General features: G+C 34.8%; 22 protein-coding genes and 1 riboswitch. Of the genes, 11 read left to right on the top strand and 11 right to left on the bottom strand.

What is annotated here, in order from left to right:
- Positions 1-206: 206 nt before the first annotated feature.
- Both RE409_RS19640 and RE409_RS19635 read left to right on the top strand, forming a co-directional pair.
- On the top strand, positions 207-1,412 hold the full coding sequence (locus RE409_RS19640; protein WP_309557926.1) for a glycosyltransferase family protein: 1,206 nt from the start codon (positions 207-209) through the stop codon (positions 1,410-1,412).
- 895 nt (positions 1,413-2,307) lie between these two features.
- Entirely contained in the window at positions 2,308-3,231 is a 924-nt protein-coding gene (locus tag RE409_RS19635; RefSeq protein WP_309557925.1) for a hypothetical protein, read from the top strand.
- A gap of 180 nt (positions 3,232-3,411) precedes the next feature.
- Here RE409_RS19635 and RE409_RS19630 read toward each other — a convergent pair whose 3' ends face one another.
- From RE409_RS19630 to RE409_RS19585, 10 genes are all read right to left on the bottom strand, one after another.
- A complete protein-coding gene (locus RE409_RS19630) occupies positions 3,412-4,953 on the bottom strand; it encodes a glycoside hydrolase family protein (protein ID WP_309557924.1) in 1,542 nt (513 codons plus the stop codon).
- A gap of 105 nt (positions 4,954-5,058) precedes the next feature.
- A complete protein-coding gene (locus RE409_RS19625; RefSeq protein WP_309559293.1) occupies positions 5,059-6,105 on the bottom strand; it encodes a glycosyltransferase family 4 protein in 1,047 nt (348 codons plus the stop codon).
- A 4-nt stretch (positions 6,106-6,109) separates the two neighbouring features.
- Entirely contained in the window at positions 6,110-6,913 is an 804-nt protein-coding gene (locus RE409_RS19620; protein WP_309557923.1) for a glycosyltransferase family 2 protein, read from the bottom strand.
- Positions 6,891-8,102, bottom strand: a complete 1,212-nt coding sequence (locus RE409_RS19615) for an O-antigen ligase family protein (RefSeq protein ID WP_397444187.1) — start codon at positions 8,100-8,102, stop codon at positions 6,891-6,893. Before RE409_RS19615 ends, RE409_RS19620 begins: the two co-directional genes overlap by 23 nt.
- Positions 8,092-9,543 carry a lipopolysaccharide biosynthesis protein gene (locus tag RE409_RS19610; protein WP_309557921.1) on the bottom strand — a complete coding sequence of 484 codons (1,452 nt, stop codon included), beginning with the start codon at positions 9,541-9,543 and terminating at the stop codon, positions 8,092-8,094. The genes RE409_RS19615 and RE409_RS19610 overlap by 11 nt, the downstream gene beginning before the upstream one ends.
- Before the next feature lie 17 nt (positions 9,544-9,560).
- A complete protein-coding gene (locus RE409_RS19605) occupies positions 9,561-10,547 on the bottom strand; it encodes an SDR family NAD(P)-dependent oxidoreductase (protein WP_309557920.1) in 987 nt (328 codons plus the stop codon).
- Between the two features lie 23 nt (positions 10,548-10,570).
- On the bottom strand, positions 10,571-11,209 hold the full coding sequence (locus RE409_RS19600) for a sugar transferase (RefSeq protein WP_397444121.1): 639 nt from the start codon (positions 11,207-11,209) through the stop codon (positions 10,571-10,573).
- Between the two features lie 17 nt (positions 11,210-11,226).
- Positions 11,227-11,856: a CpsD/CapB family tyrosine-protein kinase gene (locus RE409_RS19595; protein ID WP_309557919.1), complete on the bottom strand. Its 630-nt coding sequence runs from the start codon at positions 11,854-11,856 to the stop codon at positions 11,227-11,229.
- The gene (locus tag RE409_RS19590; protein WP_309557918.1) at positions 11,843-12,586 is read right to left on the bottom strand and encodes a YveK family protein; all 744 of its coding nucleotides are present in this window, start codon (positions 12,584-12,586) and stop codon (positions 11,843-11,845) included. The genes RE409_RS19595 and RE409_RS19590 overlap by 14 nt, the downstream gene beginning before the upstream one ends.
- 118 nt (positions 12,587-12,704) lie before the next feature.
- A complete protein-coding gene (locus tag RE409_RS19585; protein ID WP_309557917.1) occupies positions 12,705-13,886 on the bottom strand; it encodes an acyltransferase family protein in 1,182 nt (393 codons plus the stop codon).
- A 689-nt stretch (positions 13,887-14,575) separates the two neighbouring features.
- Positions 14,576-14,657, top strand: a riboswitch (cyclic di-GMP riboswitch).
- A 21-nt stretch (positions 14,658-14,678) separates the two neighbouring features.
- Here RE409_RS19585 and RE409_RS19580 point away from each other — a divergent pair.
- From RE409_RS19580 to RE409_RS19560, 5 genes are all read left to right on the top strand, one after another.
- The gene (locus RE409_RS19580; RefSeq protein WP_309557916.1) at positions 14,679-14,816 is read left to right on the top strand and encodes an anti-repressor SinI family protein; all 138 of its coding nucleotides are present in this window, start codon (positions 14,679-14,681) and stop codon (positions 14,814-14,816) included.
- Between the two features lie 1,012 nt (positions 14,817-15,828).
- Positions 15,829-15,966: a hypothetical protein gene (locus tag RE409_RS19575; RefSeq protein ID WP_309557915.1), complete on the top strand. Its 138-nt coding sequence runs from the start codon at positions 15,829-15,831 to the stop codon at positions 15,964-15,966.
- 188 nt (positions 15,967-16,154) lie between these two features.
- On the top strand, positions 16,155-16,400 hold the full coding sequence (locus RE409_RS19570; protein WP_309557914.1) for a YwzD family small protein: 246 nt from the start codon (positions 16,155-16,157) through the stop codon (positions 16,398-16,400).
- Positions 16,397-16,888, top strand: coding sequence for a VanZ family protein (locus RE409_RS19565; protein ID WP_309557912.1), 492 nt, complete (start codon positions 16,397-16,399; stop codon positions 16,886-16,888). Before RE409_RS19570 ends, RE409_RS19565 begins: the two co-directional genes overlap by 4 nt.
- A gap of 156 nt (positions 16,889-17,044) precedes the next feature.
- Entirely contained in the window at positions 17,045-17,503 is a 459-nt protein-coding gene (locus RE409_RS19560; RefSeq protein ID WP_053347070.1) for a hypothetical protein, read from the top strand.
- Positions 17,504-17,962: 459 nt separating this feature from the next.
- Here RE409_RS19560 and RE409_RS19555 read toward each other — a convergent pair whose 3' ends face one another.
- Positions 17,963-18,892 (bottom strand): polyisoprenyl-teichoic acid--peptidoglycan teichoic acid transferase TagU, encoded by a 930-nt coding sequence (locus RE409_RS19555; RefSeq protein ID WP_309557911.1) that lies wholly within the window; start codon positions 18,890-18,892, stop codon positions 17,963-17,965.
- Between the two features lie 154 nt (positions 18,893-19,046).
- On the opposite strand from RE409_RS19555, the gene RE409_RS19550 reads away from it, so the two are divergent.
- The 4 genes from RE409_RS19550 (at position 19,047) to RE409_RS19535 (ending at position 21,249) form a co-directional block, all read left to right on the top strand.
- A complete protein-coding gene (locus RE409_RS19550) occupies positions 19,047-19,832 on the top strand; it encodes a hypothetical protein (protein ID WP_309557910.1) in 786 nt (261 codons plus the stop codon).
- Positions 19,833-19,835: 3 nt separating this feature from the next.
- Complete coding sequence (locus RE409_RS19545; protein WP_053347067.1) at positions 19,836-20,213, top strand: GntR family transcriptional regulator; 378 nt, start codon at positions 19,836-19,838, stop codon at positions 20,211-20,213.
- Positions 20,210-20,902 (top strand): ABC transporter ATP-binding protein, encoded by a 693-nt coding sequence (locus RE409_RS19540; RefSeq protein WP_397444120.1) that lies wholly within the window; start codon positions 20,210-20,212, stop codon positions 20,900-20,902. The genes RE409_RS19545 and RE409_RS19540 overlap by 4 nt, the downstream gene beginning before the upstream one ends.
- A 200-nt stretch (positions 20,903-21,102) precedes the next feature.
- Complete coding sequence (locus RE409_RS19535) at positions 21,103-21,249, top strand: hypothetical protein (RefSeq protein ID WP_201223587.1); 147 nt, start codon at positions 21,103-21,105, stop codon at positions 21,247-21,249.
- Positions 21,250-21,383: the final 134 nt, after the last annotated feature.

Below are 21,383 nucleotides of genomic sequence, written 5' to 3'. Positions count from 1 at the left end.
GATTTATAGATAAATAATACTATTATTGTTAAGGATGAATTTTTTGTAATTTATTTGTATGCATTGAAAAAATCTTTAACAAGTGAAATCAGCGTAATAAAATGCTCTCTTAGGTAGTAGTTTGCATTAATTACAACTAAATTTATTCTTCAAATCATAAGATTTTTTCGGAAACTTATTGATTCGCTCGGTAAGTGGAAGCATTGATGAAAAATGAATATTTAAGGAGAAACTATATGAGTGATTTTTTTAAACCCGCTATAGTTGCTATAGGTTATAATCGACCTGATTCCATGCAACGTTTGCTAAATTCTATTGGGCGGTCCAATTTTCATGATAAAGACATCACGCTTGTTATAAGTATAGATAATTGCGAAAAAACCCAAGAAGTAGTTGAGGTAGCTGAAGCTTTTTCTTGGGAACATGGCAATAAGATTATTCGAACATTTGAAACAAGGCAAGGTCTTCGTAATCATATTTTACAATGCGGAGATTTATCCCAAAAATATGGTGCAGTAATTATATTGGAAGATGACCTTGTTGTATCACCTACTTTTTATTCATACACGCAGGCAGCTTTAAACTATTATAAAGATAATGATGAATTAGCGGGAATAGCCTTATATAGTCATCAATGGAATGGCTATGCTCAAAGATTCTTTTTTCCTGTTTCTGAAGGCAATGATGTTTATTTTGCTCAATTTGGTGTTTCTTGGGGACAATGTTGGTCCGAAAAGCAGTGGTCATCTTTTAGGAGTTGGTATGAAAGTAACCAAAGTAAATTGGAATACACAGATGAGATACCAAATCAAATAACTAACTGGCCGGAGACTTCCTGGGGAAAGTACTTCGTGTACTATATGGTTGAAAAAAATAAATATTACATTATGTCTTATAATGCATTGGCAACTAACTTTACAGAAGTTGGGCAACATGCAAAAAGTTCTGATAATACATATCAAGTACCATTATTATACGGGGAGAAAGACTTTAAATTTGTGTCATACGAAACATCTGTCAAGTATGATATATTTTTTGAACGTCAGGAGATGGAAAAGTATTTTCCTGTTGAAATTCTAAAAGGAGGAGTATGCGTTGACTTGTATGCAACCAAAGAAGGATATGGTAATAATAGATATTTGCTGACAACTTCATCAAAACCATACAAAATTATTAAATCATATGGGCTTCAAATGAGGCCTCAAGAATTAAATATTATATATAATGTCGCCGGTAATGATATATTTCTTTACGATATGGAGACTGTGGACAAAACACAAAATCTAAAGAATAAGTATAACTATTCGCTATTTAAGTATGATGTGAGGGGCTTGACATGGAGACAAGCGTTAATATTTGGAGTAAATGAATTTATAAAAACATTCAAAAGACGTTTCTCCTTAAAGCAATAATTTGATAACAGGATGAGGATCCATCCTTGTTTTATTGAGATTTTTTCCTCGTGTTCCATTTTTTGCGATTTCATAATTAACCGGGTGTAGGTGCATTGAAATTCTAAAAAGTCACCTAAATAGTGAATACATTTTAGATTACTGAAGGAATCAGTGCATATTGCTCTGGTTCTTTTTTATCATCATGTTGTATTTGGCAATCAAAAATGTATCCACTTGCCAAAATTTAAACAGTTCGGTGTACCCCTTATGTTAGGCTAGTTGTCGTATATCTATGTTAAGCCACTGGGTGGATGATAAATCTTTTTGTGCTAAGGAGTAGCCTTCTTTCATTGGCTTATTTTTTATGCAAAAAGAGAATAACATACTACATTATTTGATTACCAAAAAAACACTGTTTCAAGTCCAAAGGCTTTTAATACGCCTACACTTACAAATAATATAGGAGTTTTTCAAGGTTATCAGTGGGGAAATTTCATTTTAAGATGATAGATTGTAAAAAAATCTAATACATAAATGCATAAACCTCCTGAGAGATTTTTCTATAGCTATACTTGAACTTTAGATCCCTAAAAGCCTGTCCTTATAGATGGAAAGCTAGTAATAGAATGGGGCTAGAAACTGAGGGGAAATATGCTGGACTAGCGTGTGCGATTTAAAAGTGTATTCTTGTTATTTAGGTGTGGTCCGTAGATTTTATTGTTTCTTACTTGTTCAAATGAGTTAGCGGAATAGATTCACCCGTGCTGACGATGCTCTAAGGCTAAGTGGGTATTGTGTAATTATCACTTTTGTACAGATAAAGTAATTAATTATAATTAAATAAGATCCTCAGACAGGAATAGAACAATGATATAGCGAACTGAAATTAAATAACGAAAAAAGGATGTATTTTATGAAAAAAATGATTGGTTTTTTCTTATGTTTTTTGTTGATTGTTTTCGTCATTTATCAACAGAATAATTCTGCTTCTAACCATAAAGAGAAGATATACGTTGAAGATTTTAAAGGGACTAATGATTCTGCTAAGATTCAAGCTGCCATTGATAAAGCAAAGGCCAATAAATTAAAGACGGTTATGCTTGATGATAGGAAGTATAAAATTTCATCACCAATCATCGTTAGGAAAGGTGTTAAGCTGCAATTCGGATACGGAACGAAGTTCATTGTTGAGGGGAACTTCAGGGTGCTTGAACTTGAGCAGAATGCTTCTATTGAAGGTGCTTATGTAGCAATAAATGATACTAAATTTAATTCAGAGGTCATTTACTTAGATGGTAAATATAAATATTATAATACCTGGAACAAAACACAAGTAAAGGATGTAAATATTGTAAACTGGTCTGAAAGTAATAAGGGTACAGGAATATCTTTATATGCTGGCGGAAAAGAACATGAGATTTCTTTCGTGAATTTTGAAAATGTTCAGGTGGCAGGAATGGAGACTGGAATAAAGTTAATAGCTGAAAAGCCGCCTTCTGGAAAGGCCTGGATTAATGCTAATCGGTTTATGAACCTATCTTTAGAAGATTGTGTAAACATGATTTACATGGATAGTTCTTTAACCATACCGAATGAGACTAGTGGTAATCAATTTACTAACTTACAGATACAACCTTCAAGCAAAACAAAGAGCATTTTGAATGTAAGTGGGCAATATAATAAGTTTGAGGGTATGTTCTGGGATTTGGACCAAATCACTCTTCAAAACGATGTTATTGAACTTACAGATAAGAGTATGGGTACCACCATTAACATTCCTTCCTTGCCTATGAGTAGAATTTCCGACACAGGTCAAGCAAATATAGTAAATCAATGAGGAGTAAGAGTCCTTCTCTATTATTCATAGTTGATATAGTAGTATTCATACCCAAATCTCATTAAAAATATGGATCAAAGGGAAAGTCTAATATTATTTAATAGAAAAAAGCGGCTTCATTTATTTTATTAAATAAGAAAAGCTGCTTTTTTGAGCTGTAACCATTTAAGGTTAAGATTTTCAAAGTTTCGATGTGATAATTTGTCCTTGATCATTAATACTCACTTTCCACTTGGTTCCGTTTGGAGAAACCATTGTCACAACTTTCCCTTTTTGAAGTTCTAAATCTCCATATAATGTCCCACCTGTGGTCGATAACCAAGAGGACCCATACTGTAAAGATGATCTTGCAAATATGCGATTAATCCGAAATCGTTTGTGATCTTGGGTATATCCGCTTAGAGTCAGTTTAATTTTGTACAACGTATCGGCTCTTGCTTCTGAAATAACAGTGTTTCCTGCATTAAATGGAACATTTTTTGCAACTGTCCAGGGGCCATTTAAGCTCTGTTGGTATTCTATCAAAATACGACTTGGGCTTTCATTCCATCCAAAATAGATACCCATGCAATTTAGCATTTTAATAGGCTGGTTAGAAAAATCTAATTCAATCACAACAGGTTGAGAACTTGGAACATCAAGGTAATTCACACTTTGTTCATCGAGTAAGTTAAAGCAATTATTAATATTTCCTCCATATGGAGCTTTCCCAGAAAGCTGACGTACGGCGTATCGGACGTTTGCGTTCACTAAGATATCGTCTTGATTCCCAACCAGATGGGCTGTACCTAAGGCAAGAGGAGGATATACTTGAAGGGATTCTTCATGTGGCGATGTGCACCGATTGTATTGGCCACGGTCTAGAATTGATGTAGCTAGTTGGTTTGAAAAGAGGTAGTTGTGATGAGAAGTAGAAGAGAATTCGATGACCAGAGGAGGAGCATCCATACGGTAGGTATCCCATATCACTCCTTCAAAAATATTATAGGCACCCGAGCAACGGATGACTTTCTTTGTTTGACTCCGGCATTGAACTTGGATTCCGGTAAACATATTCCCTGAAATTTCGTACGGTAATTCACCGTTTCCTACAATCTCAATACCATACTGACAACCATCTATAAAAATAGAATGGAAGGAGTTCGCATTAATCCAACAAGGGGTATTTATATTTAGAAGCTTTTCTGTTTTTAAATAGATAGCCGTATGGAAGTTTGTGATTTGGAGGGAGCTTACCTTAAAGAAACTGATGAAATCCCATGCTTTTTCACAGTACAAATGTATGGCTATACCCTGGTACGTTGTTGTACGGTTTATAATATTAATATTGGATATAGTTGTATGATTATGAATTTCTATTTGTTGGGCACCAGAAAGAAAAATGACGGATGAATTAAAGCTATTATCCACGATTTCAATCGTGCCACCTGAGATGGAGGCATCCTTCTGAAGTTCAAAAACTCGGAAATTCCCTTTGATGATTAATGTTACAGTAGGATCAATTTCAAGATGTACATTCGACTTAATGACAATGGGGGAGGAGAGGGTATATTGTTTCTTTCCTGTGATGACAACTTTAGAGTGATTATTGGCATCACAATAATTAATCGTATCTTGAATGGCTGGGGAATTGTCTACCAAATTTGGATTAGCGCCAAAACAATCAATATTAAGAACATCTCTGTTCTGGCAATCTTCAGACAAGTTTAGTGAGTCTGTCAATTTTATAACACTCCTTATAAAGTGATGTTATACAGCATATGTTTGTCCAAAAAAAAAGTATAGGTATAAAAAACAAAAAACAAACGAGTCATCGTTTGTTTTAAATCAATGATAGGTTTCCAGCGTAGAATGAATCATATTTTTAAGGGAAAAGGATTTTTCTACTTTTTGTCTTGCTGTGCTACCCAATCGTTGTCTTATACCCTTATCATCGTGAAGTATTCTAATTCTTTTTGCAAATTCTTTTTCCGAATGATGGGAAATGAGAACCCCTGTTTCATGATCCACAACGGCTTCTTTAATGCCGCCTACATCTACAGAAACAATTGGTGTACCTGTTGCCATTGCTTCAAGGACTACCATTGGAAAAACTTCTCTTAAGGATGTAAGGAGCAGCAAGTCCATATTGCAAATAAATTCATAAGGATTTGATGCATTACCCAAAAGCTTCACTTTATGGTGTAACTTTAGGTCCTTAATCATTTTTTCAACAAATTCCCGCTCAGGTCCATCTCCAGCAATATAAAACATCACGTTAGGTATATCTTTTAACTCATTAGCAATTTTTAAAAAGAGTTCATGGTTTTTTTCTTTTGATAACCGTGCTAGAATTCCGACATTGAACGTTTCTTTAGGCTGTGCCTGTTGAAAAGAAAAGTGTTCCACATCCACTCCGTTGTAAATGGTCCGAATAAGATCCTTCCTTACACCTAACTGAAGTAAGTTTTCCTTTTCAAAATTACTAATTGCGATAATTTGTTCCACATTCTGATTTAACACCTTTTTAAATAGTAAGGGCGTCATTTTTTCAAGTATGGTTACATTATGTTTGGTATACACCAGCTTGATTTTTCTTTTCGTGATTTTCTTTATTGCGATGGAATATAGTAACATTCTTAAACTATTTGCATGGATAACATCAATTTCTTTTTGGTTAACTTCTTTACTCAGTTTCTTGAGATTAGCGAGGTGATTTTTTAAGCTTAAAGGAATAAATTGATGTTTATTATGAATTTGATTGTACAACTCACCAGTAGCAGCTGCTGAGTAAAACGTCATGTTTTCATCCTTAAGATGGTTTTCTAATTTACAAAAATACATCTCAGCGCCGCCTGTTATGAGTTTATCGGTTAGTAGTAGGACATTGTTCATTTCCTTATTTACCCCCATTTTGTATAGAGGTAGGCCGCGAACCTCTGTTTTTATTGTATGCATGATAGGCATATTTGCTAAAATAATAGTTTGCTTTTACAAAGTTTAATTTTTCTTGGCTCCGTAACAGTTTCCAATATCGGTAAGCAGCCTTTAATTTATTCCTTGAAGTAGAGTTACTAACAATACGATACTTGGATAAAACCTTTTGTAAGCCATGCGCTTGATACCCTTGTCTTAACAGTAACAACCATAATGCCGAATCCTCAGGCTGAATATCGGGCATTTCAATTTGCTTAATTTGTAGCCTATCTAACATCACAGTTAAACAGCCAATCGTTGTATTTCCAATCAGATTATAATAATCTACCGTTTTTGGTGCACTTACTTCAATATCTAGAGGATTGCCTTCTTCATCCATTAAAGAATAGGAGGTAAAAGAAAAAGCAAGGTTTCCCTTTTGCATAAAGGTGACTTGTTCTTCCAATTTAGTAGGCATCCATAGATCATCGCTATCAAGAAACGCAATATAATTTCCTTTGGCTTCTTTTATAGCGACATTTCTAGCCATAGCAGCACCAACGTTTTGAGTTAAAGGTATAAGTTTAATCCGTGGATCGCTTTCTGTATACGATTTAATGACATGAACCGAGTCATCCTTTGATTGATCATCAACAATAATCATTTCCCAGTTAGAATAGGATTGATCTTGGACAGATTTAATAGTCTCTTTAATAAAAGACGAGCTGTTATATGAGGGAGTTATAACGGAAACTAAAGGTCTGCTATCCTTTTTGTTGTTTATCATAAACATCCACCTCTTTTCTTTCATATACGGTAATATATCTTAAAGTAAGTGCTAAAAAGGAAAAAAATGATTCATTAATCATGAGAGAAAGGGACATCATCTGTATTAAAAAAGCAAAAAGTGTAAGCACAATGTAGGGTTTTTCCTTATGTAATTTAGCCTTAAATAAGGTGATAACGAGCATCAATAAAAAGGAAATGTAAAAAAGAAAACCAATGATTCCTGACTCTACTAGGACTTCTAGATACGTATTGTGAACATATAGCTTTTCATTATGCTCAAATGCGTAGTAATCGGAAAAGTTAAAGGCACCAATACCAAAAAGGGGATTTGACATAAAATAGTTAATCGCCTGACTCCATAATTCAAACCGGCCACTACCACCATCAGTAGAAAAGTCGGTAATACGGCTAGCAATAATCTCATTGAAATCTATTTGAATGAAAGAGCCTGCAGCATAGATCCCAACTAGACATAACAGAGAAACAGTCATCATTTTTATTTTTTTTGAAAAATTCGCTAACAACATGTACAAAATGACCACCAGTATGAGAGCTAGAATTCCACCTCTTGAAAAAGTAAGAAGAGAGGTGATCACACATAAGATGAATCCAATTGAATGCTTGAATCCTTTTAAATTTGTTAAATAAAAGGAAAAAAACAATGTATTAAAAAAAATGAAGATGTTTGGGTCATCAAGCAATCCAATTAATCTCGGATAATCTCGGTCTAATAATAATCCATAAGATGTTACCTCAACACCTGTTGGGAATCGTCCGGTCATCTTTATCCCGATGACGTACAATAACAGACTAATGACGTTAAATATGATTCCGACATTTGCAATGGAATTTTCAATGGCACCTATCGTTGTTAGCTCCAGTATATATCTCATAATGAAATAACAGCCAAGTACAAGTATCACTCCTAGAATGACTCGAATGCTTGATTCCGGATACTGTGAAAAAGCGCCACTCAGACAATAGGTGAAATAAAATAAAAACAATAAAATTTCATAATGATAAGGGGTATGAAAGTAAAAATCCCGAAAATAAATGCACAAGAAAATGGCTAGAAAAATCATGTAAATTTTCAACGAAAAACCGATGGACAAATTATATTTACTAAGTGTAATAAAAAATAACAAGAGAAAGACTGGCCACATAGAGGTGTTTTTATTAATTTGCAATCTTTCCATTCTCTTTTTGTCTCCCATCTTGATTTTTCTTTTTTATAAAACCTACTATTAAGTCCTTAATTGGCTTATCTAATAGTAAAATTAAGGTAGAAACTAAAATGATGGTAGATAACATGGCTATAAAAGGGTATTGGGATAATGAGTAGTGTATAAGGATAAAACTTATAGAAAAGAAGAACCCATATGGAATAATAACCTTTGCTAATACCGTTCTTTTTACCGGATTAACCGCTACATAACCAATGAAAGATACAATCTCCATAATTAAAACGGCAAAAGCTGAACCAGCCACTGCATAGCTAACGCTCAGATAATAGAAGGACAACAAACCAATAGCGATGGTTATAAACTGTACAATAGTACGCCGGTTCTGTAACCCTCTTGTCGTTAGACCGTCCGCAATAGCAATGTTAAAGCCTTGTAGGACTATAATAAAGGACAATATTTTTAAAGGTAGCACCGCTGCTCCCCATTCGTCTCCGAATAAGATAGTGACGAGATATTCAGCCAAATAGAATAGGGATATGGTCATACACATACCGGTATAGGACATAATTTTCATTTGTAGAATATTTAATCTAGTATGTTCCTCCAACTCGCCTTGGTTATATCGCTTAAATAAGAGGGGGAAAAATGCGCCTGCAATAACCCCGGGTATTTGGTATAGAGCAGAAGGAATCCGATAAGCTACCGCAAATAGACCAACAAGCGTTAAAGGCAGTGTTTTTTCTAACACTAAGGGACCTAATTGAGGGGTTAACATAATAAATAACCCACTGATTAAAAAAGGACTAAGATTTGTTAATAATTGTTTTTCAAAAGGAGATTTCCATTTTAATTCCGCTTTACTGAGAAGTAAATATAGGCTATAAAGGCCGCCTACTAAATAAGAAAATCCATATAAAAATGCTGCTAGATGGACATCCACTTTTAAGCCCATACTCACCGTGGTTGAAATGATTAATGCAATGGCTGAGAAGATTTTAATGGACGCGATAAACTGCATCCTTTCCGTTAATTGAAAATAGGTGATTCCTATACTTTGTATCGCCAAACCAATGACCATGGGAATCATTAAACTATAAATCATATAAAGAATTTGTTGTTCTTGATAAAGAATGTGTATACCGACAAAGAACACCAAAAAGGATAAAAGCAAACATACAACCCGGATCTTTATATAAGAAGAAAATGTAGTACCTAAGTTTCCTTTCTTCGATCCTTCTCGAAGGAAAGTGTTACTAACTCCGAGGTCTGTGAAAAAGTTCATAATCATAGCTAGAGCTAGAGCGACACTAAAAATTCCATAATTTTTTGAGTTAAAATAATTGGCCAATAATATAAGTGTAATTGCATTTAAAACATTAGATAGAATTGTACTGTAAAATAAATGGATAATGTTTTTGAAAATAGAGTTTTTCTTCTTATTCACTTGTTTCTATCCCCATTTTATGACGATATAGTAGTTGGATTGAGTTGTGGTACAGGTGATTTATCTGTAGTTATAGTAGACTGATTTTGTTTAAGGTAATAGTCATATGTATTCGCAAGTCCCTTTTCAAGCGAATAAACGGGGTGCCAACCCAATTTTTGGATACTCACTTTGTTACATAGTAAACTATCTTTGATGTCTCCATTTTTGGCTGGTTGATAAATAGGGGATAAATCATGTGTGCCAAATGATTGAATAATCGAGAATAATTGATTGATACTTGTACTAGTAGTTGATGAAACATTAAATGTTCCACTTCCATCAAATTCTAACGCTTTTAGATTGGCATTTGCTACATCTTTTACATAAACAAAATCCCTTGTTTGGTAACCATCACCATAAATAACAGGCCGCTTATTGTTAATGACAAGATTTGTGAAGATTGATATAACACCGCCTTCACCACTTGCTGTCTGTCTTGGACCATACACATTACTGTAACGGAGGTTCACATAGTCTAAATCATATAATTCTTTTGCAAGCTCTAGATAATCTTCAGCCGTTTTTTTTGAGGCACCATAAGGTGATAATGGATGAGTATCATGCGATAAGGTAATTGGCATAACATTAGAGTTTCCATATACAGCCGCTGATGAGGCAAATACAATCTTTTTAACTTTATACTTGTGAGAAAGCTTAGCAATATTTATGGTTCCCATGATATTGATCTGAGCATCATTTGTAATATCTGAAATTGATTGTTGTACACTAACTTGTGCAGCTTGATGAACGACATAGTCAGGCCTAAATGTTTCCATCGCCTTTTCTAGTGAGCCTTCATCTTCTACATCTCCAAAGAAGGTAATGACTTTTGAATGGACATTCTCGGTATATCCGGTAGATAAGTTATCATAAACAGCCACTTCATAATTATTACGAATTAATGTATCCACAATATGAGACCCAATAAAACCAAATCCTCCGGTTACTAGTACTTTATCCATTTTTCAAAACCCCTTTTAATCGATTATCTAGCTCCATTACCAGTAAATACAATGGCCACTGTTCGAAACAAAATCTTGATTTCCATAGCAAGTGAGCGGTGTTGAATATAATATAGGTCGAAATTCAACTTCTCTTTTGGTGTTAAATCATAACCCCCATTTACTTGGGCCCATCCAGTTATTCCTGGTTTAACAAATAAACGATTTTTAAAGCCAGGCAAAAACTTATCAAATTCCTTATAGAAAAACTCTCTTTCAGGCCTTGGACCAATGAGTGACATATCTCCTTTTAAAACATTAATAAGTTGAGGAATTTCATCAATGCGGGTTTTTCGTATAAATGCTCCTATTCTTGTAACTCTAGAATCTTTTTCACTTGCCCATTGTGGCCCGTTTTTTTCGGCATCTAAACTCATGGAACGTAATTTAATCATATTGAAAGATATCCCATTTAATCCCAGTCGTTGTTGACAAAAAAAGGGGGAACCAGTTGAGTCAATAGGGATAAGAATACAGAATAAAACTAAAATAGGTGTTAAAAGAAGTAACATAAAAAATGAAATGATAAAGTCTATTGAACGCTTAAAAGTAAAATATGATGATGTCGGTATTGGTTTTATCAGTATTTCTTCCTGTCCATCTACTCTAATCTTTGAATCCAATGGTTACCCTCCTTTATTCATGAAATGATCATTGTACCGGTTATTTCATGTTTGCCCCTTTCAAATTGTGTTTTCACATTCACAATCTTTTCTAACTTATCTCTTCCTTCTTGTATCGCTAAAATAATGCCATCACAATGTTTCGCTAGAATTTGTGCATCAGGTTTGTTTATACTATCTGAAGTATGAAATAGAATAATATCAAAATGCTCTTTCCACTCCTCAATTAAGGAGGGAAGGGTCTCTAAAGTTAATAATGTCGTTGGCTCATACAGGACTTCACTTGTGGGTAAACAGAAAAGACTATCCTTTATATGTATAGCATGATCCCTATTTTTGGGGTGCTCACCTAAGAGCAAGTTGGTCAAACCAAATGAATTATCGATATTAAACACATGATGTAGAGAAGGTTGGCGAAGATTAGCATCCACTACCAGCACTCGTTTACGCTGTTCAGAAAAGGCAAGGGCTAAGAACGCGGTTGCATTAGCTATATTTTGTGAATGTGTAAGTGATGTAACCATTAATAGTGAATCTTCTTTTTTGAGATTGGATTCGATATTGTTACATATCGAATAAAATTGTTCTTTATTGTTGACATCATTTAGATAAAAGGATTGTTTCCTTGTGAATTTAATAGCCACCATGTTCACCTCGTTCCGTAGAGGAAAATGTCTGATAAGGTGTTTTCCGTTTTTTGTTTTTCATTTTTGTATTTAAGTTCACTCTTCCTAACAATGGAAGTCCAAGACGCTCAAGCTCACGATCGCTGTAAGCCGCATCATCAAAGTGTTCTCGAAGAAGTGCTAAACCTATTCCAGCAAAAAAGCCTATTACGATGGAAATGGCTATAATAAACTTTGGTTTTGGAAAAAGAAGTTCTGCTTGTTCCATTTCGTTATCATTAAGAATATTAATCTGTTTTACATTTGCAAACTCTTTAAATTTAGTTATGGACTGAATTGCGACAGCCTGTGCAATGGCTTTAGCTGATTCAGGATTAGAATCTTTGACGGTAATAATAATAATCTGCGAATTATCTCTATTGGTAATGGAAACTTGCTTGAGTAACTCATAACTTGAAGTCTTTAGGTTTAACGAATCTTTAACTCCTGTCATAATTTGTGGGCTTTTAATGATATCCATGTACGAAAGAGCCAACTGTCTGTTTTCTTGCACTTTATTTATGGAAGTTTCCTTTTCTCCCATACTTAAAGATCCTGCCAAAACTTGAGTAGAGTACTGATAAGTTGGTTTCATAATGTACATGGACGAAAAAATAACGAAACCAGTAATACAAAGTGTAGAAAGTATAATGATTAATATTCGCTTTTTTAAGATTCGTATAAAATCTTTAATTTTTACTTTTTCATTCATCAATTTCACCACTTTTTTAGGAATCGTAAAAATTTTGTTTGAGACTCATATTCAATAAATATTTACCTTTCATTTCGCACTATCAGTTTGAAAAATCCCACTTAATATAGGTAAGCTTTTACCCTATTTTTCGTTTTACAGGTTTAGGATTCACGGATATTTCTGTTACTGGTTTTTTTCTTCTCGTAATATACGATCCAAGGTTCATGCATGGTTTTTCAACGAATACATACGCCAATGAAGATAGTAAAAAGGAAAAGAAGAATGAAAACATTAATATCAAGCCGGTAGGCAACTTATCATAAAATAGGTACATGAAGGAGAATAACGAGATGAGATGATACAAATACAGACTATAAGAAATTTTACCGAGAAATGTAAGTGCTTTAGACCGTAATAATGATGAAAGTTTTAAGGAAGATATGCTCATAATCATAAAGATACAAACACCACACGATACAACATAGTCCCTGAAAATATAATTGTTTAATAAATCTACTTCACCAATTATTCCTTCGTACATAAAACAAATAAATGCGATCATCAGTACTACAATTTTTACAGTTTTTTTCATCTTGGAAGTATAGTTAAATAGGTCATGGCGATACTTCGCTAATAGTGCTCCCATTAAAAAAATAGTTATGTAGTGGAAACTCAAAAGACTGCTAGTTATGTTCAAATTGGAACCAAACAAATATAAAACCATAGTTGATGAAAAACTTAAAATCATAAACCAAAATAAGGAATATTTGAATTTTTTTCGTATAAATAGAAAAATCAAAACTGGAAATATAATCGAGATCCTCATTTCGTGAACAAGAGACCATATTACATTGTTATAGGCGTCAGTATTGTAACTCCCAATAAACAAAAGATGTTGTAATAATAGAGCCGGTGTGTCTGAAACGGTCCAGGATTTGCTAAACCAGTTACTAATAAACGGCATATCATTATGGCTTAAAAGCATTTTAGCCAATATAGCTATAATTATTGCTACTAGATATGGTAAATAAATTCGAAAAACTCGTTTTATTAAGTATGTAGGATAATGGAATTTCACATTATTAATAGATAAATACAAAACAAAACCACTTAATACAAAGAATAGAATGACAGACTCATTGCCGCTACTGAAAAAAAGTCTTAGAGGAGTTTCCTTGAATAAATAGAATATGAAGGGACTGCTTGAATCATACCGATAACTTGCATATGATGGGTATATCATCATATAATGCCCAATTAATACAATAAGTGCAGCTAATCCTCTTAGTGAGTCTAATTCCTCATATCTACTAGACATATTCCCCCTCCATAAGAACCGTTTTTTTTATAATATAGCATTTGTTCTTTATAAAGTATAGTTAGTTCTCTAAAACAGACAAAGGTAGACAAAAATAGACAAAAAAAGTAAAAAGGTGAACCATGGTAACCTAATCTATTAGCAAATTATTAGGGGAAGTTTAAATTTGAATCTACAAGGAAATCCCGGAAAGCTGGTACATTTCAATCTTCTTGGAATTTGAATTTAAAAAACTTTAAAGAAAGTGTAACTGACCAGTTGATATTTAGGGGAGGTTATATAAGGGATATACAGTTGTTCATTTAAAGTAAATGGGGGACGGACAAAACTGTTTATGTCAAAGGTTTTTATATTAAGAAGATATTTGAATTACTTACTAATTAAAACTTTATCGAATAATGTTATAAAGTAATTAATAGTTATCTATTAACAATTGTTAACTTATTAAGTATAATTAATCTCAATATAGTAATTGAAAAGTAAGGGCGCAAACCCCAGATCTAAGGCATTTGCTAGAAGGCTGGTTTACCGCAAAAAGGATGAAATGAATTTATGCCTTTAATTCAAATGAGAGAAATCTGGACACTCATTAAATTAATTTGAGTTAAGCTTTTTAAATCAGATAATGGAAGTGTCTTCATCAATGTTTTAATAACCATCGTAAGAAGATTATGTAAAATGTTCAATACTCCTGAGAAGGGCAAACCTATTGAAAAGTAGGGACGCAAAATTACAGGTCTAAGGCTAGGCTAAGACGGCTGTGTTACCACAAATAGGGTGAAAAAAGAAGATATGCAGAAAAAAATTGATGCTGAATGGATTAATTTAATTTTGGAAGCAAAAAGTTTAGGGGTTTCCATTCAAGAAGTGCGAGATTTTATTCAGAATGAACAGAACTTGAATAATCAGCCCCACACGAATTGGAATTAGAAAAACGAAAAGATACATACTTTGGAGGGCTGTTATTCAGCCTTTTTTTTATGAACTGGATTCTACTGTTCACTTTTGTTAGAACTTAAAAGCTTGCGGATGATGCGATCTTTTATCAACAAAACTATTCATTTTCGTGGGATGATACCTAAGAGTTTCTTATAGATTAGAACAATATATTGTTAGTTCCCTATAGTATTGTTCGGAAATTGTAAGTACTAATATTTCTATAGAATATTCGGATATAATTAGATATATTTCCTGACTGGAATGTTCCGGCGCTAAAACTTTTCAATAAGTAGTAAAACAATATTTAATAAAAAGTAAGGGTTATCAGTATATAGCACTATTGTAAGCGTTTTCTTATTGGATTAATATGAAGAATATAGTAAGTAGAAAGAAGCTGCATTATTTTGAGAGAAGATAATTCTTATTGTGATACTTGATTTATAAAATAATGGTTGAACAATATTAAAATTTAACAACAGAAAAACAATCGAAAAAAATCCTATACATGGGAGATGCTTTATTATGAATGAATCCAGCAATGTTGTTGTGGGACTATTGTGGGGAACGTTTTTAAGCTTTCCGTTGTGGTTATCAATTTTCGGTTGGATCAAAATTATAATGAATTTTATAGGATAAGAGATTAAAGACTTGGAATAAAAAATGCACTATTCAAATATCAGTAAAAGGTTTCTAGCTTAAACAAATTGCAGCCCTAAAAACAGTTCTTTAGCATCAGATAGAGATAGAAAACTTTTTAGTGGTGGATGAAACCTTGGACAGTTTAATAGGGTAATTGGTATATTGGAATATTTTGAATTAATGTATTTTGTATGATTTATAGTAGACTATAAAGTGACGAATAGATATAAATACCCAACAAAAAAATAGTGAATAAAACAGTTAATATTTTTGTGTATTTGACGATACTATACTATAAAGAAAAAGCTAAAAGGACTTCGCAGAGGGCGATGTCAAGCTGCCATCAAAATACAAGGAGAATTTGATGACAAAAAATAAATATATTACGTTCGAGGAAGTTTATGAAAAGAAAGAAAGAAGCAAGAAAATTTTTATTGGGTCTTATATTACTATTACTTTAATCTTGATTTCTTTATTGACTTATTTTCTTGGTCGATCATAAGGGTGTTTATCAAATAGGGCTGAGAAATCGGTCCTTTTTGATTTCTTTTTCTTTTGTTTTTTACACCTAATGAACTACATTTTTTCAGCTGATGATATTAATAATCCTTCAGTTATGAACTTTTTGTGATCATTCTATTAATATTTCTTTAAAAATTCTGATTTTACCCTTTTTGAATTTATTTCCGCTTGCCAATACACATTTTATATGTGATTATCAATGAAAAGAGCTATATTCCTTATTTTAGAAAAATAGGTTTAGTACAACTTAGTGGCTCTATACATATTGGAGTGAATATTCTAATGGATTTTATTGATATATTAATAGATACGTATACAAAAGGCGAGTTTCAGCAGGATGTTACAGTAAATGATCTTGTGGAAGATCTTAAGGAAAAACTAAGCGGTATCATTGAGGAACATGATAGAATATGATCCGTAAGTTCCGTAAGTGGTTAATCCCAGCTTTGTTCGTTTTATGGGCCATGTTAATCTTCTTTTTTTCCTCACAGACGTATGAGGAGCAAAGGATTTCTCCCTTTTTAGGACAGTTAAATACCCCGTTTTTGTATGAAAAACTCGGTGGTATTTCATTTATGTATGGTGGGCTTGAGGTGAGTGTTCATACAGCTGGAGTGGCTGGGTTTTTGGAGTTTTTTATTCGAAAGGGTGCCCATCTTATTATCTTTTTTGTGTTCGGTTTTTTGACGATCAGTGTTTGGCGCACTTTTGTAAAAAACGGCGTTATTTCGTCTTTAGGTGCTCTTTTGTGTGTCCTTTTTTATGCTAGTGCGGACGAACTGCATCAAAAATTCACAGGTGGACGTACCCCCTTGTGGCAGGATGTTATGCTTGATACGTTTGGTGGATTACTAGGTATTTTATGCTTTCTTATAATAAATCGACGGCGAAAGCGTCATTGAATGATTTCCCCTTTATCCTTCAACTCCTTATAAATAAGAAATCTCCCATGAAACCGTACCCATACAATACTTAAGAAGTATGTCTAACAACATGCTTCTTTTTTATCGTTTATCCCATATATATTATAGCAATGACCTTTGTGAAGGTGATGAAAGATGAAAAGACAAAATAAGAGTCCAAAAGGAATATTGGCAAGTATGCTCCTAGTTTTAGCTGTAGGAGGTTGTATCTTTTTTCTTTGGCCGAGTGGCCCTGTACGCTTGGTGGAGGATTTTTATGAGTATGAGAGTGGGGCGGAGTTCGGGAAATCATGGGATTTATTAAGTTCTGAAATGAAGCTGCGGTTCCCGAATCGAGGTGATTATGTGCAAAATCGGGCCCATGTTTTTATGTCGCATATGGAAGTGGAAACCTTTCAGTATGATGTAGGGCGATCAAAGAAAGTGAAGAACTGGAGCCTGGCTAAGGATGGAAAAGTGCATAAAACTGCCTATATGATTCCTGTAACACAGGTCTTCGATTCTCGCTTTGGCGTGTTTACAATAGAACAGGATTGCTATGTGGTAAAGGAAAAAGGCGAATGGCGTTTGTTATGGGATTATCGTTTTGAATAGATTCCTCTCCTTTTTCGAGGTTTAAGATTCCTTTAATTATTGAAAATGGAGAGGGTATATACCTAGGAAATCAACAGTTTTCCTTCTCATGAAACATATTTCATTTTAGAGCGATCACTGATGGCTTTCAGAATAAACATTTTGTCCTGCTTGCTTAGCATTGTCCAACTACCTGCCTTGATTTTCATACAATTCACTCCTTTTATGATTGTTATAGAATATGAAGGATATTTAACATAATTTCGTGTCCAAAGAATAATAGTGTCTAGTGATAAAAAAGGTTCAAGTGGAAGAAAGGAATATTCAACTCATACTAGATTATACCGTCTTTTTGCGCCTAATAAACAACAAAGATTCCAACAAATCTCTACAATTGATGTCCGTTTTTTGTCAGAATATTGGACGAAGAAAATGAAAAAGCTGTCTGGATGCGGGTCCAGACAGCTTTTTTATTATTTATTATTTTATGGCTAAATGTTCTTTTAATTCGGTTTGAACTTTTTCTTGTTCTTCTTCCGACACAATATAATAGTAGATTCCGTCGATTTTCGTTCCAGTGCCATTAATGGATGATTCGGAAATGTCTTTGCTTGCGGCCCGGTAGTTCTTTTGGATGTCCATCATGTCATCAAACGTCAAATTTGTCTGAATATTTTTACTTAGTGCACCGAAAACTTCATCGTATTTCGTCAAGGATGAAATGCTTGCGCCTTCCTTGATAACAGCCTCGATAATGGAGCGTTGTCTGGATTGACGGCCAAAATCACCATTCGGATCATCATGTCTCATTCGTGCATAACTTAGCGCATCTTTCCCATTAAGGGTAAGCGTACCTTTTGCGAAATGAACACCATCAGAGCTGAAGTCCAAATTATTTTGCACAGTCACACCGCCGACAGCGTCAACGATATCCTTAAAGCCTTCCATATTGATCTTCATATAGTAGTCAATCGGAATATCGAGGAAGTTCTCGACAGTATCCATTGACATTGCCGCGCCGCCAAATGCATACGCGTGGTTGATTTTATCCTGTGTACCGTGTCCGACAATCTCGGTGCGTGTATCACGCGGGATGCTCAGCATTTTAACCGATTTCTTTTGTGGATTAACGGTTAAGACGATCATTGTATCAGAACGGCCTCTGTCGCCATCTCGTTCATCGACACCGAGCATGAGTATAGAAAAGGGCTCCTGATCTGATAGGGCAAGGTCCTTAGTTCGTTTATCCGTGTTACGGTCTATGGGCGTATGCATCGTTTCTACAGTTTTTGTTAGGGCATTCCATACGGAGAAGGCAAAGGCCCCACCGCCTAGTATAATAAGAAGGACGACAATTCCGACTACTTTCAGCCATGTCCGTTTCTTTTTCTTCTTTTTTTCTTTTCTCATATCTTACTTCCTTCCTCGTTTTGTAATCACTTAGTCTATTATATTTAATTTCAGTTTAAAAGAATAGTTTATTTTGTTATTTTATAATACCTTTGACAATTTTTGGTGTTATTGTGTACTATGTAACTAACACAGTGGTAAAGGGGTTGAGAAGTTGAATTCATTTAAAGGTTTAATGAAAAAGGAGTGGCTGATTGGGAAAAATGCTCTGCTCTGGCTGTTGGTTGTACAAGTGGGTTTAGTGTTTATTTCTTTTTTATTATCCAGGTATTGGGAAGTTGCAGGTCTTTTTTATATGTGCACATGGTTGATCATTATGATGCATCCGCTTATCATGATTCTGCTCATTTTAGGCTGTTTGAGTTCTGACGGGAAGACGCAGTTGTGGATTTATAATCCCCAGTCTGCGGGAATGCTGCTAGGCTGTAAGTTATTAATTAGTATGGTATTTCAAATGGTTTCGATTATTTTTTCCTCCTGTCTTATTTTTGTGGCATCGACAATACCGGTGAGTTATTTTCAGGCAGACTTTCAGGTGGAAAATAAGTTGGGAATAATGGGCTTACTTAAGATAGACGCGTTTATGTTAACGGTTAGTATCGTAATTTCCGTATTTTTACTGTTTTTATGGGTGGTATATCATGCGCTCGCCCGGTTTCATTCTATTAAACATCTTCGTTGGCTGTTTGTTTCTGCTCTTTGTATAGGGATAATTATGCTTCGGGATAGTATTGTGAATACGGCCTTTTATCAGAAGCTTGATGACATGTGGGTTATCCAGACGATAAGCGAAACTTCGATGACCATGACTGATTTCAAGTTGGGGTTTTATTTTAAAGCAGGGGATACTTCACTTTTGGCAAGCGGGTTGGATGTTATTGGAGTAGTATTATTGTTTCTCACTTCATGTTGGCTGCTAGACCGAAAGATTGAGGTGTAAGTGATGTCAGAGGATTTTCATGCATCAAAACCAATTTATTTACAAGTAGCCGATCGAATTTGTTATTCGATTGTGCGTGGCGAGATAAAAAGCGGCGAAAAACTGCCATCAGTTCGCGAAATGGCTGTTGAGATGGGGGTCAATCCGAATACGATTCAGCGTACCTACGCCGAGATTGAGAGGGATGGAATTGTGGAGACGAGAAGGGGGCAAGGTACATTCGTTAAAAATGATCCGGCGTTGATTGCTTCACTGCGTACCCGGATTCAAACAGAAGTTATTGAAACGTTCGTTGAAAACATGAAAGAAATCGGCTTGTCCAGAACAGAAATGTTGGCAGCAGTACAGCAATTTTTGATGAAGCAGGGGGAAGCAGAATGATGATTGAACTGCGTGAAATAACGAAAAAATATGGAAGCGTCGTTGCCCTGGATAATGTTTCGCTCACGTTTGAAGTGGGGAAGATTTACGGGGTGTTAGGAGCGAATGGAAGCGGTAAGTCGACCTTGCTCAAGCTGATTGCTGGTCTGGCGAAACCGGATCATGGTGTTGTGACGGTCGAAGGAGTGGCGGTGAGCAGGAGGATTGCCGCGGCAGTCTCTTATCTAACTGAGATTGATTTTTTCTATCCTAATTTTACGGTGGGTCAGTATATTGATTTTCATGCATCGCAGTTTGCTGATTTTAATCGGGATAAGGCAATCGAAATGCTGGCATTCATGAAGTTGGATGTCCGGAAGAAGGTACGCTCGCTGTCGAAAGGTAATCGGGGTCGGCTTAAATTAGTGCTCGCTCTGTCACGGGATGCTCCGGTCGTGCTATTAGATGAACCATTTTCAGGGTTGGATGTTATGGTCCGCGAGTCGATTGTACGTAGTTTGCTGTCTTATATCGATTTTGAAAAGCGAACGGTTATCATCACGACTCATGAAATCGAGGAAATCGAGAATATTCTAGATGAAGTCATTCTGATTAAGGATGGGAAGATCATGGCCAAGGAAAATGTCGAGGACCTTCGCGAAAGTAGTGGGAAATCGGTGGTCGGGTGGTTGAAGGGACATCATAGGTAATTATGAAGGGAAAATAATCAAGTAGCTTCGGAAAAGTTTTCCGAGGTTTTTTTGTTTGAAAAAGAGAAGGCCTTTGAATCTAATTAAAATAGATTACTTTAAAATGGGCGATTAGCAAAGTCACTATTAGAAAGAAGGCGCATATATATGCAGTACGGATAGCATTAAAGTATAAATAACTATTGGAGGCTAAAGGAAAAATGACAATTTCAAATGAAAGTAATTCAACTGAAAACACATTAAACGAGAGTAGTTCGACTGAAAGCTCATCAAACGAGAGTAGTTCGACTGAAAGCTCATCAAACGAGAGTAGTTCGGCTGAAAGCTCATCCGATGAAGGTGAGTGATTCTCGAGAAAATTCTTGATGAAGTCATTCTGATTAAGGATGGCCAGATCATCGCCAAGGAAAATGTCGAGGACCTCCGCGAAAGTAGTGGAAAATCGGTGGTCGGGTGGCTGAAGGGATATCATAGGTAAATT

The sequence above is a fragment of the Peribacillus sp. R9-11 genome, assembly GCF_031345095.1.
GTDB lineage: Bacteria > Bacillota > Bacilli > Bacillales > DSM-1321 > Peribacillus > Peribacillus butanolivorans.
The sequence above is the reverse complement of the archived record's forward strand: the minus strand, read 5'-3'. Positions and strand labels throughout refer to the sequence as shown.

Coding starts and splice junctions, on each gene's coding strand:
- RE409_RS19620 (WP_309557923.1), bottom strand. CDS start 6,913: ATGATAAACAACAAAAAGGATAGCAGACCTTTAGTTTCCGTTATAACT.
- RE409_RS19580 (WP_309557916.1), top strand. CDS start 14,679: ATGCAGAAAAAAATTGATGCTGAATGGATTAATTTAATTTTGGAAGCA.
- RE409_RS19540 (WP_397444120.1), top strand. CDS start 20,210: ATGATGATTGAACTGCGTGAAATAACGAAAAAATATGGAAGCGTCGTT.
- RE409_RS19635 (WP_309557925.1), top strand. CDS start 2,308: ATGAAAAAAATGATTGGTTTTTTCTTATGTTTTTTGTTGATTGTTTTC.
- RE409_RS19575 (WP_309557915.1), top strand. CDS start 15,829: ATGACAAAAAATAAATATATTACGTTCGAGGAAGTTTATGAAAAGAAA.
- RE409_RS19565 (WP_309557912.1), top strand. CDS start 16,397: ATGATCCGTAAGTTCCGTAAGTGGTTAATCCCAGCTTTGTTCGTTTTA.
- RE409_RS19545 (WP_053347067.1), top strand. CDS start 19,836: ATGTCAGAGGATTTTCATGCATCAAAACCAATTTATTTACAAGTAGCC.
- RE409_RS19555 (WP_309557911.1), bottom strand. CDS start 18,892: ATGAGAAAAGAAAAAAAGAAGAAAAAGAAACGGACATGGCTGAAAGTA.
- RE409_RS19625 (WP_309559293.1), bottom strand. CDS start 6,105: ATGAACAATGTCCTACTACTAACCGATAAACTCATAACAGGCGGCGCT.
- RE409_RS19560 (WP_053347070.1), top strand. CDS start 17,045: ATGAAAAGACAAAATAAGAGTCCAAAAGGAATATTGGCAAGTATGCTC.
- RE409_RS19585 (WP_309557917.1), bottom strand. CDS start 13,886: ATGTCTAGTAGATATGAGGAATTAGACTCACTAAGAGGATTAGCTGCA.
- RE409_RS19605 (WP_309557920.1), bottom strand. CDS start 10,547: ATGGATAAAGTACTAGTAACCGGAGGATTTGGTTTTATTGGGTCTCAT.
- RE409_RS19640 (WP_309557926.1), top strand. CDS start 207: ATGAAAAATGAATATTTAAGGAGAAACTATATGAGTGATTTTTTTAAA.
- RE409_RS19535 (WP_201223587.1), top strand. CDS start 21,103: ATGACAATTTCAAATGAAAGTAATTCAACTGAAAACACATTAAACGAG.
- RE409_RS19595 (WP_309557919.1), bottom strand. CDS start 11,856: ATGGTGGCTATTAAATTCACAAGGAAACAATCCTTTTATCTAAATGAT.
- RE409_RS19590 (WP_309557918.1), bottom strand. CDS start 12,586: ATGAATGAAAAAGTAAAAATTAAAGATTTTATACGAATCTTAAAAAAG.